Source organism: Kitasatospora humi (assembly GCF_020907985.1).
In the GTDB taxonomy this organism is placed as follows: Bacteria; Actinomycetota; Actinomycetes; order Streptomycetales; family Streptomycetaceae; genus Kitasatospora; species Kitasatospora humi.
Map to the genome: position 1 here is coordinate 1 of NZ_JAJJPA010000048.1, position 16428 is coordinate 16428.

At 70.6% G+C, this 16428-nt stretch carries 13 protein-coding genes and 1 pseudogene; 7 read left to right on the plus strand and 7 right to left on the minus strand.

Going from position 1 to position 16428, the window contains the following annotated elements:
• The first annotated feature begins 32 nt into the window (after nt 1-32).
• Nucleotides 33-608, plus strand: a complete 576-nt coding sequence (dcd, locus tag LN042_RS30060; protein ID WP_230054568.1) for a dCTP deaminase — start codon at nt 33-35, stop codon at nt 606-608.
• Nucleotides 609-624: 16 nt separating this feature from the next.
• Here the strand turns inward: dcd and LN042_RS30065 are convergent, their stop codons facing one another.
• The 4 genes and pseudogenes from LN042_RS30065 to LN042_RS30080 form a co-directional block, all read right to left on the minus strand.
• A complete protein-coding gene (locus LN042_RS30065) occupies nt 625-1518 on the minus strand; it encodes an alanyl-tRNA editing protein (RefSeq protein WP_230054569.1) in 894 nt (297 codons plus the stop codon).
• A gap of 152 nt (nt 1519-1670) precedes the next feature.
• Nucleotides 1671-2621 carry a Yip1 family protein gene (locus tag LN042_RS37855; protein WP_230054570.1) on the minus strand — a complete coding sequence of 317 codons (951 nt, stop codon included), beginning with the start codon at nt 2619-2621 and terminating at the stop codon, nt 1671-1673.
• 314 nt (nt 2622-2935) lie between these two features.
• A pseudogene (manB, locus tag LN042_RS30075) lies at nt 2936-4000 on the minus strand (mannose-1-phosphate guanylyltransferase); the annotation flags it as partial.
• A 535-nt stretch (nt 4001-4535) separates the two neighbouring features.
• Nucleotides 4536-6758, minus strand: coding sequence for a (Fe-S)-binding protein (locus tag LN042_RS30080; protein WP_230054572.1), 2223 nt, complete (start codon nt 6756-6758; stop codon nt 4536-4538).
• A gap of 289 nt (nt 6759-7047) precedes the next feature.
• On the opposite strand from LN042_RS30080, the gene dnaK reads away from it, so the two are divergent.
• The 5 genes from dnaK (at nt 7048) to LN042_RS30105 (ending at nt 12443) form a co-directional block, all read left to right on the plus strand.
• Nucleotides 7048-8892: a molecular chaperone DnaK gene (dnaK, locus tag LN042_RS30085; protein ID WP_230054573.1), complete on the plus strand. Its 1845-nt coding sequence runs from the start codon at nt 7048-7050 to the stop codon at nt 8890-8892.
• A complete protein-coding gene (grpE, locus tag LN042_RS30090; RefSeq protein WP_230054574.1) occupies nt 8889-9506 on the plus strand; it encodes a nucleotide exchange factor GrpE in 618 nt (205 codons plus the stop codon). The genes dnaK and grpE overlap by 4 nt, the downstream gene beginning before the upstream one ends.
• Nucleotides 9507-9593: 87 nt before the next feature.
• Entirely contained in the window at nt 9594-10733 is a 1140-nt protein-coding gene (gene dnaJ / locus LN042_RS30095; protein ID WP_230054575.1) for a molecular chaperone DnaJ, read from the plus strand.
• Nucleotides 10734-10739: 6 nt separating this feature from the next.
• A complete protein-coding gene (locus LN042_RS30100) occupies nt 10740-11264 on the plus strand; it encodes a heat shock protein transcriptional repressor HspR (protein WP_283843959.1) in 525 nt (174 codons plus the stop codon).
• A gap of 144 nt (nt 11265-11408) precedes the next feature.
• Nucleotides 11409-12443, plus strand: a complete 1035-nt coding sequence (locus tag LN042_RS30105; protein WP_230054576.1) for a helix-turn-helix domain-containing protein — start codon at nt 11409-11411, stop codon at nt 12441-12443.
• A gap of 55 nt (nt 12444-12498) precedes the next feature.
• Here LN042_RS30105 and LN042_RS30110 read toward each other — a convergent pair whose 3' ends face one another.
• Complete coding sequence (locus LN042_RS30110; protein ID WP_230054577.1) at nt 12499-12753, minus strand: hypothetical protein; 255 nt, start codon at nt 12751-12753, stop codon at nt 12499-12501.
• A gap of 448 nt (nt 12754-13201) precedes the next feature.
• Between LN042_RS30110 and LN042_RS30115 the strand changes: the two genes are divergently transcribed.
• A complete protein-coding gene (locus LN042_RS30115) occupies nt 13202-13822 on the plus strand; it encodes a TIR domain-containing protein (RefSeq protein ID WP_230054578.1) in 621 nt (206 codons plus the stop codon).
• Between the two features lie 31 nt (nt 13823-13853).
• On the opposite strand, the gene LN042_RS30120 is transcribed toward LN042_RS30115, so the two are convergent.
• Both LN042_RS30120 and LN042_RS30125 read right to left on the minus strand, forming a co-directional pair.
• Nucleotides 13854-14819: a LuxR family transcriptional regulator gene (locus LN042_RS30120; protein ID WP_230054579.1), complete on the minus strand. Its 966-nt coding sequence runs from the start codon at nt 14817-14819 to the stop codon at nt 13854-13856.
• Between the two features lie 3 nt (nt 14820-14822).
• Nucleotides 14823-15896 (minus strand): LuxR C-terminal-related transcriptional regulator, encoded by a 1074-nt coding sequence (locus tag LN042_RS30125; protein ID WP_230054580.1) that lies wholly within the window; start codon nt 15894-15896, stop codon nt 14823-14825.
• Between the last annotated feature and the right edge of the window lie 532 nt (nt 15897-16428).

The following is a 16428-nucleotide window of genomic DNA, read 5'->3' on the forward strand; positions in this document are numbered from 1 at the left end:
GGAGACGGCCGCTGACCACGTAACCTCGTGGCGTGCTGCTCTCCGACAAAGACATCCGTGCCGAGATCGACCAGGGTCGGGTCGTCATCGACCCGTTCGACCCCGCCATGGTCCAGCCGTCCAGCATCGACGTGCGGCTGGACCGGTTCTTCCGGGTTTTCGAGAACCACCGCTACCCGCACATCGACCCCTCCCAGGAGCAGCCGGACCTGACCAGGCTGGTCGAGCCGGAGGGGGACGACGCGTTCATCCTGCACCCGGGCGAGTTCGTGCTGGCGTCCACCTACGAGGTGATCACGCTGCCGGACGACGTGGCGTCGCGCCTGGAGGGCAAGTCGAGCCTCGGTCGACTGGGCCTGCTGACCCACTCGACGGCGGGCTTCATCGACCCGGGCTTCAGCGGGCACGTGACGCTGGAGCTGTCGAACGTCGCCACGCTCCCCATCAAGCTCTACCCGGGCATGAAGATCGGGCAGCTCTGCCTGTTCCGGCTCTCCTCGCCCTCCGAGCACCCGTACGGCTCCGAGCGGTACGGCTCGCGCTACCAGGGGCAGCGCGGACCGACGCCGTCCCGCTCGTACCTGAACTTCCACCGCACCAGCGTCTGAGCGCTGAGGAAGGTCGTCAGACCCGCTTGGGGCGGGTCACCGCGACCAGCTCGCTGCCGTCCTCCGAAAGCGTCAACTCGGTCTCCAGTGCGGACAGTTGACCCAGCCGGTGGAGGTGGGTGCCGCCGCAGGCGATCGACGCGGGGCCGGCCGGCAGCTCGCAGTGCCAGTTGCGACGGGCGGTCAGCTCGGGGCCGGGCACCTCGATCCGCACCGGGGCGTCGGCGGCCACCCAGCCGGCCAGCCGCTCGTTGACCGCGGCGGTGATCGCCGGCAGTGCGTCGGCCAGGGCCGGCAGGCCGTCCGCGGCGTCGGTGGTGAAGCCCTTCTTGCGCAGCGACTTGCCGAGCCGGTAGGTGTCGGTGCTGGCCTCGGTGTCCATCACCGAGGAAGCCATCGCCAGGCTGTCGAAGTCGGGGTGGCCGAAGGCGTCGGCACGGCCCGGGTCCTTGCGCCAGCGCTCGGCGAGCGCCTCGTTGAGGGCCAGCGCCAGCAGGTGGCAGCCGGTGTGGGCGGCGCTCAGCGCGGCGCGGCGCTCGGCGTCCACCGCCAGGGCCACCGGGGCGCCCGGGGTGAGCTCGGCGGGCTGCTCCTCGACCACGTGCAGCACCAGCCAGGACCAGGCCTCGTCGCCGCGCCGCACCGGGATGTCGGCGCCCACCAGCAGCTCGTCGGACTCCGGGCCGACGGCGGCGGTCAGGCAGTCGACCACGGCCAGCTCGGTGCCCGCCACGGTCAGCGTGCCGGTGTCGGCGGGCTGGTCGGGCCAGGTGTGGTCGAGCGGGTGGAACGGGGTGTCCGCGGTGACGATCCCGTACCGGCCGTCGCCGAGCTGGTGGACGGCGAGCACGGTGGACTCGCCGTCCACCGCTCCGCCGGGGAAGCTGACACGGGTGGTGGGGAGGGGCATGCGGGGTCTCCGAAGGTCGTGACGGGTCGGCTGGGACGGTCCAGCCTATTCGGCCACGGTTCGACCCGGCGCCGGTGGCTTGCCCGGCCGGCGCGGTCGGCCGGCTCGACCCGGCGCCGGTGGCTTGCCGGCCCCGGCGCCGGGCGGCCGGCTCAACCCAGCGTCGGCAGCTTGATCAGCACGAGCAGCGCCAGCAGCTGAACGGCCGCCGCACCGGCCGCCTTGCCCCAGGGCAGGTCGTGCACCCGGCGCACGAGGGTGGTCAGCAGCACCGCGCAGAGCAGCCAGCTGACCCAGCCGAGCAGCTGCACCACCGGGCTGGCCGAGGGGAGGAAGAGCGCGAGCAGCAGCCGGGGCGCGTCGGTGGTCCAGCCGATCAGCACCGCGAGCCCGACGGTCGACGCGTACGGACCGTCGCCGCCGAACTGGCGGGCCAGCGCATAGGTGACCGAGCCGAGCATCAGGCCGCACAGCGTGAAGCCCAACGCGGCCCCGAACATCGACCAGGCGGCCACCGAGAAGGTCGATCCGACGACGTCGTTGTGGGTGTCGCCGAAGCCGAACACGGCGAGCGCGCCGTAGAGCAGCGAGACGGTGATCGCGGGCAGCCAGGCCTGGTGGTCGCGCATCTGGTCGAAGGTGCGGGCGGGGGCCCGGTAGATGCCGATCAGCAGCTCGCGCCAGGCGAGCCGGGGGCCGCCGATCCGGGGCGCGGTGCGGCCGCCGGCCCGGTAGGTGGTGACGTGGTCCTGGCTGGCGGCCTGGTCCTCGTAGTAGTACGGCTGCCCGGCGCCCCCGTCCTGGCGGGGTTCGTGGCCGGAGTCGTAGTAGTACGGCTGCTCCGCGCCACCGTCGTGCCCCGCACCACCGCCGTACCCCGCACCACCGTCATGCCCGGCAGCACCGTCGTACCGGGCGCCGTCGTAGCGGGTGCGGTCGTCGTACCGCGCCCGGCCGCCGTCGATGGTGCGGTCGTCGGGACGGGCCCCGTACCCGGAGCCGTACGCCCCGTACCCGCCCCGGTCGGGGAGGGTGCTCCCCGCCTGGTCACCGGCGTGCTGCCGGTCGCCGCCCCACCCGCTCTGATATCCGTTCCCTGCCACCCTCCGAAGGTACCCGCAAAGGAGCACCGGGACCGGACGCGCCGAGGGGTTGCAGCAGTGCTGTGACGCACTGCCGCAACCCCTCGAACGGAAAGGCCTGTCGCGAGGCCCGGCGGCGAGCCCCGGCCGGAACACCCGCCCTGAGCGCCCTGCCCGGAGTGCCCTGCCTGGAACGCCCGCCCGGAGCCCTCGCCGGAACACCAGCCGGAAGCCCTGCCCGGAAGACCCGCGGCGAACTACTTCTGCAGCACCGACCCGTGCACGGCCGCCGCGGAGGTCTCGCCGGCGGGGCAGCCGCCGGGGCCGGCGGTGGTGCGCACCGCGCCGACCGCGAGCCGGATGCCGCAGGCGATCCGGATGCCGTTCGGCAGCTCGTTGTCGGCCTCGACCACGGCGCCGTCGCCGATCACCGCGCCGTCCAGCACGGTGCGCTCGCCGATCACCGCGTAGGCGCCCACGATCGAGTCCTTGACCACGGCGTCCGCGTGGACCACCGCACCGGGGAGCACCACGGAGCCCTCGACGATGGCGCCGGCCCCGACCGAGGCGCCCTCGGAGACCACGGTGCCGGAGCTGAGCACGGCGGCCGGGTCCACGGTGGCACCGGGCAGCAGCAGGGCCTCACCGGTGGGGCCGGGCACGGCGGGCGAGTCGACCCGCCCGAGCACCAGGTCGGCCGAGCCGCGCACGAAGGCACCGGGGGTGCCGAGGTCCAGCCAGTAGGAGGTGTCGACCACGCCGCGCACCAGGGCGCCGCTGGCCAGCAGCTCGGGGAAGGTCTCGCGCTCGACGGAGACCACCCGGCCCGCCGGGATGCGGTCGATCACCGAGCGGGTGAAGACGTAGCAGCCGGCGTTGATCTGGTCGGTGACGATCTGCTCGGGGGTCTCCGGCTTCTCCAGGAACTCCAGCACCCGGCCCTGCTCGTCGGTCGGCACCAGGCCGAACGCGCGCGGGTCCTCGACCCGGGTGAGGTGCAGGGTGACGTCGGCGCCGGCGGCCACGTGGCCGTCGCGCAGCGCGGCGATGTCCAGACCGGAGAGGATGTCGCCGTTGAAGATCAGGACCGGCTCGTCGGGGCCGCAGGTCAGGCCCTCGGCGGCGTTGCGGATCGCGCCGCCGGTGCCCAGCGGCTCCTCCTCGGTGAGGTAGACCAGCTCGATGCCGTAGGGGGAACCGTCGGCGAAGTGCTCCTCGAAGACCTCGGCCAGGTAGGAGGTGGCCAGCACCACGCGGGTGACGCCGGCGGCGGCCGCCCGGGCGAGCTGGTGCGCGATGAAGGGCACACCCGCGACGGGGAGCATGGGCTTCGGGGTATGCGTGGTGAGCGGGCGGAGCCGGGTGCCCTGACCACCCACCAGCATGATCGCCTGGGTCATCTGTGCGTTTCTCCCCTTGGTTCCAGTCAGCGATCTGGCCTGTGGAATTGCCAGGACCGTCTTGGGTGCTTGGTGCTCGGTGCTCGGTTTTGCGCCGCTCACCGACTGCTGATCAGTTGACGGACGCTTCGGACGGGACTGCACGGGCGCCTGGTGACGCCCCGAATCGCGGTCCCAAACAGCCTGCCCCGGGCGGATTGGCCCGGGGCAGGCATCATATGTGAGGCGTTGAGCCGCAAGCACATTCGCACTCGGGCCAAACAGCCGTTCTCACGTGGTCATCGGGCTTTCTCATGCACGAGGCCCACGCCGTCCCCGGGCTTTCTCCTGCCCGGGGCCCACGCCGCCCACGGGCTTTCTCCTGCCCGGGCCCACGCCGCCCACGGGCTTTCTCATGCACGAGGCCCACGCCGTCCACCGTCTTTCTCAAGCCCGAGGCCCGCGCAGTCCTCGGGCATTCTCATCCCGGGGCCCGCGCGGGCCTCGTGCATTCTCAGCCCTTGGGCCGACGCCGGTACTCGGGCATTCCCGTGTCCTAGGCCTCGACGGTCTCCGGCTCCTCGACCACCGGCGCGGCCTTGACCGAGTCGAGCAGCAGCTGGGCCACGTCGACCACCTTCAGGTGCTCCTTGGCGGCACCCTCGTTCTTCTTGCCGTTCACCGAGTCGGAGAGCATCACCAGGCAGAACGGGCAGGCGGTGGAGACGATGTCCGGGTTGAGCGACAGCGCCTCGTCGACGCGTTCGGTGTTGATCCGCTTGCCGATCCGCTCCTCCATCCACATCCGGGCACCACCGGCGCCGCAGCAGAAGCCGCGCTCCTTGTGGCGGTGCATCTCCTGCTGGCGCAGACCCGGGACCTTGTCCATGATCTCGCGCGGCGGGCTGTAGACCTTGTTGTGGCGGCCCAGGTAGCAGGGGTCGTGGTAGGTGATCAGGCCCTCGACCGGGTTGACCGGGATCAGCTTGCCCTCGTCGATCAGGTGCTGGAGCAGCTGGGTGTGGTGGATCACCTCGAAGTGGCCGCCGAGCTGCGGGTACTCGTTGGCGATGGTGTTGAAGCAGTGCGGGCAGGTGGCCACGATCCGCTTCTTCGGCGCGTCCTCGAGGGCGGCGTTCAGGGTCTCGACGTTCTGCGCGCCGAGCATCTGGAAGAGGAACTCGTTGCCCAGGCGGCGGGCCGAGTCACCGGTGCAGGACTCCTCCTTGCCCAGGATGGCGAACGTGACGCCGGCGGTGTGCAGCAGCTCCGCGAAGGCCTTGGTGGTCTTCTTGGCCCGGTCCTCCAGGGCGCCTGCGCAGCCGACCCAGTAGAGGTACTCGACCTCGGCGGGGTCGATGTCCTGGCCGATGACCGGCACCTCGATGCCGGTCTCCTTCTTGAGCTCCTTGACCCAGTCCAGGCGCGCCTTGGTGGCCAGGCCCCAGGGGTTGCCCTTGTTCTCCAGGTTCTTGAGCATCGTCCCGGCCTCGGTCGGGAACGAGGACTCGATCATCACCTGGTAGCGGCGCATGTCGACGATGTGGTCGATGTGCTCGATGTCCACCGGGCACTGCTCGACGCAGGCGCCGCAGGTGGTGCAGGACCACAGCACGTCCGGGTCGATGACGCCGTTCTCCTCGGCGGTGCCGATCAGCGGGCGCTCGGCCTCGGCCAGCGCGGCCGCCGGCACGCCGGCCAGCTGCTCGGCGGTGGCCTTCTCGTCGCCCTCGACCGTCTTGCCGCCGCCGGCCAGCAGGTAGGGCGCCTTGGCGTGGGCGTGGTCGCGCAGCGACATGATCAGCAGCTTGGGCGACAGCGGCTTGCCGGTGTTCCAGGCGGGGCACTGGGACTGGCAGCGGCCGCACTCGGTGCAGGTGGAGAAGTCGAGGATGCCCTTCCAGGAGAAGTGCTCGACCTGGGAGACGCCGAAGACGGCGTCCTCGGCCGGGTCCTCGAAGTCGATCGGCTGACCGCCGCTGGTCATCGGCTGCAGCGCGCCGAGCGCCACCTGGCCGTCGGCGTTCCGCTTGAACCAGATGTTCGGGAAGCCCAGGAAGCGGTGCCAGGCGACGCCCATGTCGGTGTTGAGCGAGACCGTGATCATCCAGATGAAGGAGACCGAGATCTTGATTGCCGCGACCAGGAAGACCAGGTTGTGCAGGGTGCCGATGCCGAGCCCGGAGAACGCCTTGACCAGCGGGTACGAGACCACGTACGCGGCCGAGTAGTGGTTGACCCCGGCCTGCGCGCCCTCCAGGCCGCGCAGGGTCAGGATCGCCGCACCGATGATCAGGATGACCCACTCGATGAAGTACGCGAAGCCCATGTTGGAGCCGGCGAAGCGGGACTTGCGGCCCGACCTGTTCGGCAGGCTCAGCTGACGGATCACGGTCAGCACCGCGATGCCGAGGAAGGTCACCAGGCCGATCAGCTCCTGGAACACCAGGTACGGCGTCCAGTCGCCGATGACCGGCACCAGCCACTCGGGGTCGAAGAGCTGACCGATCGCGCCGACCAGGGTGAAGATCAGCGCGTAGAAGCCGATGGCGACGCCCCAGTGGGCGACACCGACGATGCCCCACTTGTTCATCCGGGTGTGCCCGAGGAACTCCCGGATCAGGGTGACGGTCCGGGCGACCGGGTCGTTGATCCGCGACCCCTTCGGCACCGGCTGGCCGAGCCTGACGAACCGGTAGATCTGGGCGATGGCGCGAGCGAACAGCGCCACGCCGACCACGATGGTCGTTAGTGAGATGACGATCGCTGCTAGCTGCATCCGGCTCTCCGTACTCCAGCGGCGGTGAGGGGGTAAGACGGTCAAGTGTACTGGTGGGTAACTTGGCGCCCACCCGGCCGGACCATACCGCCCAATAGCACCTATCCAGAAGACGCTCAAGGTATGGCGGCAGTCACGTAAGGCCATACTCACCCATTGGGGGCAAAATGGAAGGGGCCAGCCCGGGGAGCAGAAAAGTTGAGTCGGGACCGCTCATGGCTGTTGACTCACCAGCGCGCCTCATGCATGCTTGAGTGCGTACAGCTCAACTCTCCGTGGAGGTATGCAGATGGCACGCGCGGTCGGTATCGACCTCGGCACGACGAACTCGGTCGTCAGTGTTCTCGAAGGCGGTGAGCCCACCGTCATCACCAACGCCGAGGGCGCCCGGACCACGCCGTCCGTCGTCGCCTTCGCCAAGAACGGCGAGGTGCTGGTCGGCGAGGTCGCCAAGCGCCAGGCCGTCACCAACGTCGACCGGACCATCCGCTCGGTCAAGCGCCACATGGGCACCGGGTGGAAGACCAGCATCGACGGCAAGGACTTCAACCCGCAGCAGATCAGCGCCTTCATCCTGCAGAAGCTGAAGCGGGACGCCGAGGCCTACCTGGGCGAGACCGTCACCGACGCGGTCATCACCGTCCCGGCCTACTTCAACGACTCCGAGCGCCAGGCCACCAAGGAGGCCGGTGAGATCGCGGGTCTGAACGTCCTGCGCATCGTCAACGAGCCGACCGCCGCCGCCCTGGCCTACGGCCTGGACAAGGACGACCAGACCATCCTGGTCTTCGACCTCGGTGGCGGCACCTTCGACGTGTCGCTGCTGGAGATCGGCGACGGCGTGGTCGAGGTCAAGGCCACCAACGGTGACAACCACCTCGGTGGTGACGACTGGGACCAGCGGATCGTCGACCACCTGGTGAAGACCTTCCAGGCCGGTCACGGTGTGGACCTCTCCAAGGACAAGATGGCGCTGCAGCGCCTGCGCGAGGCGGCCGAGAAGGCCAAGATCGAGCTCTCCTCGTCCTCCGAGACCTCCATCAACCTGCCCTACATCACGGCCTCCGCCGAGGGCCCGCTGCACCTGGACGAGAAGCTCACCCGGGCCCAGTTCCAGCAGCTGACCTCGGACCTGCTGGAGCGCTGCAAGGTGCCGTTCCACAACGTCATCAAGGACGCCGGCATCCAGCTGTCCGAGATCGACCACGTGGTCCTGGTCGGTGGCTCGACCCGCATGCCCGCCGTCTCCGAGCTGGTCAAGGAGCTGACCGGCGGCAAGGAGGCCAACAAGGGCGTCAACCCGGACGAGGTCGTGGCCATCGGTGCCGCGCTGCAGGCCGGTGTGCTGAAGGGCGAGGTCAAGGACGTCCTGCTGCTCGACGTCACCCCGCTGTCCCTGGGCATCGAGACCAAGGGCGGCATCATGACCAAGCTGATCGAGCGCAACACCACGATCCCGACCAAGCGCTCGGAGATCTTCACCACCGCCGAGGACAACCAGCCCTCCGTGCAGATCCAGGTCTACCAGGGCGAGCGCGAGATCGCGGCGTACAACAAGAAGCTCGGCATGTTCGAGCTGACCGGCCTGCCGCCGGCGCCGCGCGGCCTGCCGCAGATCGAGGTCACCTTCGACATCGACGCCAACGGGATCATGCACGTCGGTGCCAAGGACCTCGGCACCGGCAAGGAGCAGCGGATGACCGTCACCGGCGGTTCCTCGCTGCCCAAGGAGGACATCGAGCGGATGACCCGCGAGGCCGAGCAGTACGCGGAGGAGGACCACAAGCGCCGCGAGGCCGTGGAGACCCGCAACCAGGCCGAGCAGCTGGTGTACTCCACCGAGAAGTTCATCGCCGACAACGCCGACAAGCTGCCCGCCGAGGTCAAGACCGAGGTCGAGACCGCGGTCGGCGAGCTCAAGGAGGCCCTGAAGGGCGAGGACGCCGCGAAGATCCGCGAGGCCTCGGAGAAGGTCTCCACCACGGCCCAGAAGCTCGGCCAGGCCCTCTACGCCGACGCCCAGGCCGCCGGTGCCGCCGGTGCCGGTGCCGAGGCCAACCAGGGCGGCGCCGACGAGGACGTCGTCGACGCCGAGATCATCGACGACGAGAAGCCCAAGGGTGGTGCGGCATGACGGAGAAGCCGCAGGGCGTGGAGCCCGGCGACGACTCCAACGCCGACGAGGCGGTCCTGAAGGCCGCTGAGGAGGCCGTCAAGGCCGCCGCCGCCGAGGCCGGATCCGACGAGCTCGCCGCCGCCAAGCGCGAGGCGGCGGAGCGCACCGCCGACCTGCAGCGCCTGCAGGCCGAGTACCAGAACTACCGCAAGCGGGTCGAGCGCGACCGGCTGACGGTCCGCGAGATCGCGGTCTCCAACATCCTGGAGTCCCTGATCCCGGTGCTGGACGACATCGGCCGGGCCCGTGAGCACGGCGAGGTGACCGGCGGCTTCAAGTCGGTCGCGGAGTCGCTGGAGACCGTGGTGGCCAAGCTCGGTCTGCAGCAGTTCGGCAAGGAGGGCGAGCCCTTCGACCCGAACCTGCACGAGGCCCTGATGCACAGCTACTCCTCGGAGGTCACCGAGGACACCTGCGTGCAGGTGCTGCAGCCGGGTTACCGGATCGGTGAGCGGATCATCCGCCCCGCGATGGTGGCGGTGGCCGAGCCGCAGCCGGGCACCCAGTCCACGGCCGGCCCGGACGCTGACGGCCCGGCGGGCCCCGAGGCTGACGGTGCTGCCGAGAACTGACACGCTGTGCGCTGCGGGGTCGCGCGTCACCACGGGTGACGCGTGGCTCCGCAGCGCCGTATCGCCCCCGGGAGGTGGTTGGGAGTCATGAGCACGAAGGACTACGTGGAGAAGGACTACTACAAGGTCCTCGGCGTGCCCAAGGACGCCACCACCGCCGAGATCAAGAAGACCTACCGCAAGCTCGCCCGGGAGTACCACCCGGACGCCAACAAGGGCGACACCAAGGCCGAGGAGAAGTTCAAGGACATCTCCGAGGCGTACGACGTCCTCTCCGACGAGAAGCGGCGCAAGGAGTACGACGACGCCCGCAGCCTGTTCGGCGCCGGGGGCATGCGCGGCCCCGGCGGCAACGGCTACGGCTTCGACTTCGGCGACCTGTTCAACGGCGGCCAGGGCACCGCCGGCGGCGGGATCGGCGACGTCTTCGGCGGGCTGTTCAACCGCACCCGCCAGGCCCAGCCGCGCCGCGGCCAGGACGTCGAGACCGAGGTGACCCTCAGCTTCGACGAGGCCGTGGACGGCGCCACCGTGCCGCTGCGGATGACCAGCCAGGCCGCCTGCCGCAGCTGCTCCGGCACCGGAGCCAAGTCCGGCACCACCCCGCGGGTCTGCCCGACCTGCGTCGGGGCCGGCACGGTCAGCCGGGGCCAGGGTGCCTTCGCGCTCTCCGAGCCGTGCCGGGACTGCAAGGGCCGCGGCATGATCGTCGACGACCCGTGCCCCGACTGCCACGGCAGCGGCCGGGCCAGCTCGGCCCGCACCATGCAGGTGCGGATCCCGGCCGGCGTCCAGGACGCCCAGCGGATCCGCCTCAAGGGCAAGGGCGCCCAGGGCGAGCGCGGCGGTCAGCCCGGCGACCTGTACGTCACTGTCCACGTCAACCCGCACCCGGTATTCGGGCGCAAGGGTGACAACCTCACCGTCACCGTGCCCGTCTCCTTCCCCGAAGCGGCTCTCGGTGGCACCATCGACGTCCCCACCCTCAACGGCCCCGCCGTGAAGCTGCGGTTGCCGGCCGGAAGCGCCAACGGCCTCACCCTGCGGGCCCGCGGCAAGGGCGCCACCCGCAAGGACGGCACCCGCGGCGACCTGCTGGTCACCGTTGAAGTGACGGTTCCGCAGGAGGTCTCCGGCGAGGCCCTGAACGCACTGGAGCAGTACCGAGACGCCACGGCATCCGAGGACCCGCGAGCCGCTCTGTTCAAGGCGGCGGAGGGAGCGTGACCCGACATGAACCCGCATGACTCCGGCAACGGACCCGGCATCGGCGCCGGCATCGGCGAGGGCCTGCCCGGCGGGGCCGCCCCCCGCCGCCGGCGCGCCGCGGCGGCCGGCCCGAGCTACGCCCTCACCGAGGAGACCCCGGTCTACGTGATCTCGGTGGCGGCCGAGCTGTCCGGCCTGCACCCGCAGACCCTGCGGCAGTACGACCGGCTCGGCCTGGTCTGCCCGGACCGCACCGGCGGCGGCGGCCGGCGCTACTCCGCCCGGGACATCCAGCAGCTGCGCGAGGTGCAGCGGCTCTCCCAGGACGAGGGCATCAACCTGGCCGGGATCAAGCGGATCATCGAGCTGGAGAACCAGGTCGCCGCGCTGCAGTCCCGGGTCGCCGAGCTCGCCGCAGCCGTGGAGGGCGCGGGCGCGGCCCTCCAGGCGAGGGAGGCGGCGGTGCACGCGTCGTACCGCCGTGACCTGGTGCCCTACCAGCCGGCGACGCAGTCGGCCGCGCTGGTGGTGTGGCGGCCGCGGCGGTAGCGGCCCGAGGGTCTTTTCTGGGAACGGTTGGCACCCCATCAGTCAGCGGGGTGTCAACCGTTCCCGTGCTTGCGTAGAGTGCAGCCCAACTGTGGCGGCAAGCCGTGTCGGTGACCGGGATTTCACGGGAGGGGGAGCCAGGGGATGGGTTCCACAGGCGGGGCAGAAGGCGAGAGGGAGCAGGTCGAGTTCGTTTCCGCGGAGGCGAAGGCCCTGTACCTCCAGGTCATCGCGGCGGGCGGGACCGTGGAGGTGGAGGGCGAAGACCTCAGTGCCCCGTGCAAGGAACTGACGGAACTCGGTCTGCTGGTCCTGAGTCAGGGAAAGCCGGCGACCGTCACCGCGACCGATCCCAATCGCCTTGCGGCCCGGTTGAGTTCATCCTGGCAGAAGCAAGCGCTTTCGCTGCTCTCGCAGGCCGTGGCCGTCCCGACCGCGATGCAGGACCTGAACCACGCCTTCCAGGCGCTCGACCGGCACGTTCAAGAGGGTGGGCCGGTCGAGCACATACACGGCCTCGTGGAGATCAACCAGCGGGTCGGAGTACTGCTCGACAGCGCGGAGTTCGAGTTGCTGACGGCGCAGCCCGGCGGCAGCCGCAGGCAGTCGCTGCTCCTCCTGAAGGGTGCCCTGGAGGGCGACCTCTCGCTGGTCCGCCGCGGGGTGGCGCGACGCGTGCTCTACCACCCGAGCGCCCGGTACTCGGCACCCACCCGGCAGTACGTCGAAGCCATAACGGACGCGGGCGCCGAGGTCCGCACCTTGGAGGAGCCTTTCACCCGCCTCTTCGTGATAGACCGCCGCGTGGCCGTCATCCCGTTCCCGGGGAACACCGAGAAGGCCGCGTTCATCAGCGATCCGGCGATCGTCGCCTACCTGCACACGTCGTTCGAGCAGATGTGGGAGCGGTCCATCCCGTTCGTCGGCGCCACCGAGGTGCCGCAAGAGGTCATCTCCCGCCTGCGGGTCAACATCCTGCGCATGATGACGCAGGGCGTCGGTCACCGGGTCATCGCCAGAAACCTCGGCATCAGCGAACGGACGCTCGCCCGCCACATCGCCGAGTTCCGCGAGGAGTACGACTCGGAGACCCTCTTCCAACTCGGTTGGCGGATGGCCCTCAATTCCCCCGCCCTGGCCTACGAGGACGGCGACCCGGCGACGGGCGACGAGCAGTAGCCCCGTCCGGGCCGGGGCGTCCTCGTCGATCCCCGCGAGGGCTCGGCGGAACCGCTCAGTTCCACTGGAAGTCAGACGGCTTGACCGAAGCGGTGCTCACCGCGGTCGCCCGGGTGCCGTTCCACTGGAAGTCGGCAGGAGCCGCCAGGGCGGTCCCGGCCGGGGCGGACCGGTGGCCGGCCGACGCGGCCTGCGTCACCGCACCCGTGGAGCTCTTGCCCCATATGTAGTCGGTCGGGGACGCAGTGGCCGTGCCTGCCGGCTGAGTCGACAGCGCGAGCGCCGACACCGCCAGACCTGCGCCGACCATGGCTCCGAGCACAAACACACGAACCGCAAATCGGGGCCGACGCATGCTGTCCTCCTTGTCATGAACCTGCTATATCCTTAGCAGCGCACACCCGCTCATACGCAGGGGAACGCGAACAAGCGTTTATCAAAGCCATATTCCGGCGGCCGGGCAAGCCCAGGCATCAAGTAGTCGGTGGCATCGTGCTGCCAGGCAGGAATATGACACCTCCTCGGCCCCCAGATCATGCAGATGCACGTGCATCGGTGTCATCCGAATGCCAGTCAGCGAGATGACACACCACCGTTGTGGACTCCGTGCGCGGTCAGCAGTGACGATCAATGAGCAGACGGGCCCCGTGCTGCCAGGCCCGAAGCGGTTTCCGTGACCGCGCCCCCGTCGCGCCACGTGCTTGACCTGCGCTGTCACCACACAGCACAGGACCTCCAACGTCCCCGGAGCCATCGCCATGACTGAGCCCTACATGCGCCAGCACGCAGCCCAGGCCACCGAAGGCCGCCGGGCCCGTGTCTTCCTCGCCGCCCCGCTGATGCGGCTGACCGGACCGGCCGACAGCGTCGTGACGCTGGCCAGCCGGACCCGCCTGACCGCGCTGCGCAGCTCGCTGCTGCACAGCGGCGCCGCGGTCTTCAGCGCGCACCACAGCGACGCGTGGACGATCGAGGGGCGCGCCCCGGAGCCGCGGGTGCCCTCCGACTTCCGGGCCATGCAGAGCGCGGACCTGATCTTCGCGTACGTCGGCTCGCCGCTCTCCGCCGGCGTCTCGCTGGAGCTCGGCTGGGGCTCCGCCCTGCGCAAGCCGATCGTGCTCCTGGTGGACGAGGCGATCACCCACAACCCGCTGATCGCCACCATCGAGCAGGTCGCCCCGGTGCTGCCGCTGGTCTTCGACGACACCTGGTCACAGGAGAGCCTGCGCCACATCGTCGAGACCGCACTGGACTGGGCCGGCATGGCGCTCTCGCTGCAGGACGGCTTCTGGACCGCTCCGGGCCAGCAGTTCAGTCCTGCCTCCAGCCTTCGCAACCCGTACGGCAGCTGGCCGAGCACCGGCGCGGTGACCGGCTGAGCACCGCCCGACCCCACTGAGCGGTCCGGCCTCACGGGTCGGGCTGCTCGCCGCGGACCTGCCAGCCCAGCTGGAAGAGCGACTCGGCGTCGTACTCCTCCCGCAGACGGGCGATCTGCGCGGCCACCGTCCGCTCGCTCAACCTGAGCCGCTTGGCGATCGCGCGCTGCGTCAGCCCCTGGGCGAGCAGGGGAACCAGCGGATCGGGCTTCGACGACCGGTTCCATCGCACCCGCTCGGCCCGCGCCCAGTCCCGCTCGAACCGGTCCACCACCAGGGCGACCAGCACCGGATCCTCGATGAACGACGCCACCGTGTTGTCCCGGTAGCCACTGACCACGGCCACGCGCCGGTCGAAGACCAGCGCTCGGTGGAACGGCTCGTCGAGGATCCGCACCCGCCAGCCCAGCGCGGTGACATGAGCCGCGTAGTCCACCGTGGCCGGGTCGGTGCGCGCCCCCGGCTGGTAGATGATCCGCATGCCCACGCCGCGGTTCCGCCACTGGGTGGCCGAGGCCTTGGCGAGTCGCAGGGTGGCGGCCGCTCGTCCGCCTCCCGGCTGCATGCCGAGGATTTCCTGCTCGCAGTCCATCGCCAGGTTCTCCAGACGCTGCTGGATCTCCGTCAGCACGGAAAGATTGGTGATCAGGCCGACGTCCAGGGGACGTGGCGTCCGCTCGTAGGCGACAGCGAGGTCGTCCAGCACCGCGACCGGTTGCTCGGCCCGCAGCAGCAACTCGATGCCCGTGCTGCGGTACTCCGCTTGCAGCAGACCGGCAGCTCGCCGCGGATCGACCAGTCCCCAGTGCCCGTCGGGCAGTTCCACCACCAACCCCGCCGCCCGTAACCGCTCGAGCGCCCCCGCGTCCCCCTCCGGCACGTCGGCCGGGCGGAACACCCCGCCGTTCGCCAGCAGCGCCAGGTACAGCGCCCGCGCCAGCGCATCCGGCAGCACCGGCACCCGGACGGTCAAGCCGTCCACGCCGTCCACCGTCACCCCCTACTCCCCGCGCCCGTCCCCGTTCGCGGCGCGCATCAGCCAACCCAGTTGGAACAGCGTCTCGGCGTCGTAGAGTTCCCGCAGGCGGGAGATGTGGCCGGCGACGGTGCGGTCGCTGAGACCGAGGCGGGCGGCGATCATGCGCTGGGTGAGGCCCTGGGCGAGCAGGCGGCCGACCTGGAGGTGGACCGGCTGGCCGACCGGCTCGGGGGTGGTGGCGGTGTTCCACTGGCCGGGTTCGGCGCGGGCCCAGTCACGTTCGAACATGCCGCTCAGGAAGGCGACCACCGCCGGGTCCTCGACGAAGGCCGCGCTGGCGTAGTCGGGGCCGGACGGGATCACCACGGTGGACCGGTCGAAGATCATCATCCGCTTGAAGGACTCGCCCAACACCCGGCAGCGCACGCCGAGTTCGGTGGCGGCCAGGACGAAGGCCGCGGTCGGGGCGTGGGCCCGGGCGCCCGGTTCGAAGAGGGCGCGGATGCTGCCGCCGCGCTCCAGCAGCGAACGGCAGCCGGCGACGGCGTTGTCCAGCAGCTGCGGGCTCAACGCGCCGCCGGGCTGGGCGGAGAGCAGCTCACCGGCGGTACCGTCGCGCAGCCGGTCGATCCGGGCCCGGACCTCCGCGTGGCCGTGCACGTGCTGCACCTCACCGGAACGGTCGACCTTGCGCGGGGTCCGGTCGTAGGCCCGGGTGAGGTCCTCCAGCAGCGCGGGCATCTCCTGGGCCCGCACCAGCAGCCGGGTGCCGGCCGCGCGCAGCTCCTCGCTGAGCCGGCCGCCCACCGAGCGGGGATTGACCACCGTGTAGGCGCCGGCTATCGGGTCGGCCTTCAGCAGGCCGAGCTCCAGCAGTTCGGCCACCGTCGGCCGGTCGGCCACCGGGACGGCGGCCATCGGCAGTTGGCCGCCGTCGCCGAGGATCGCCAGGTAGAGCAGCCGGGCGGCCTCACCGGGAAGCCGGTGGCCTCCCACCAGGCCGTCGAGTGCGGTGGCCGCGCCCGGGGACGGCTCGGCCGGCTGCGGACGGGCGGCGGCTGACGGGCTGTCGGGCACATCGGACTCTTCAGGCATGTCGGCCACCCGTTCCCCCTGCGCGCCGGACCGGCAGCGGTCGAACGACCGCCTCGGGCGCATCATCTCATCAGGAACGGACACGTGCGCCGCAGACGCCACCGGCAGGACGGAGGAGGTCCGGTTGCCCGCCCCCCGAGCGGGCAACCGACGTCGACTCCGTGGGCGGATCCGGCCCGGAGTCAGGGACTCCCGGTCTCCTGTCTCCGGGCGGATCCACTTCACTGACGCCAAATCCGAGGTGCTTCCAGCGAGGCGGAGCAGCAACGCCTCGCTGGTACCGGGTGCGGCCGCCATCACCACAAATAGCGACCGCCCGGCGTCCCCCGGCCCCTCGCACAGATACCTCTGCCCCTGTGTGAGAACGGTGGACGAGTCACCACCAGCGGGTTGCGGTTACCCGGGCGGCTTGGCGTGTATCCCAAGCCTCACAAAGCATGGACCCGGGAACAAGGGCGTTCCTCCTGCAGGTTCCCGCAACTGCACAAACGTGCAAAATGACCCGGCGCACCAGTCATCCCCGCGCGGCTGA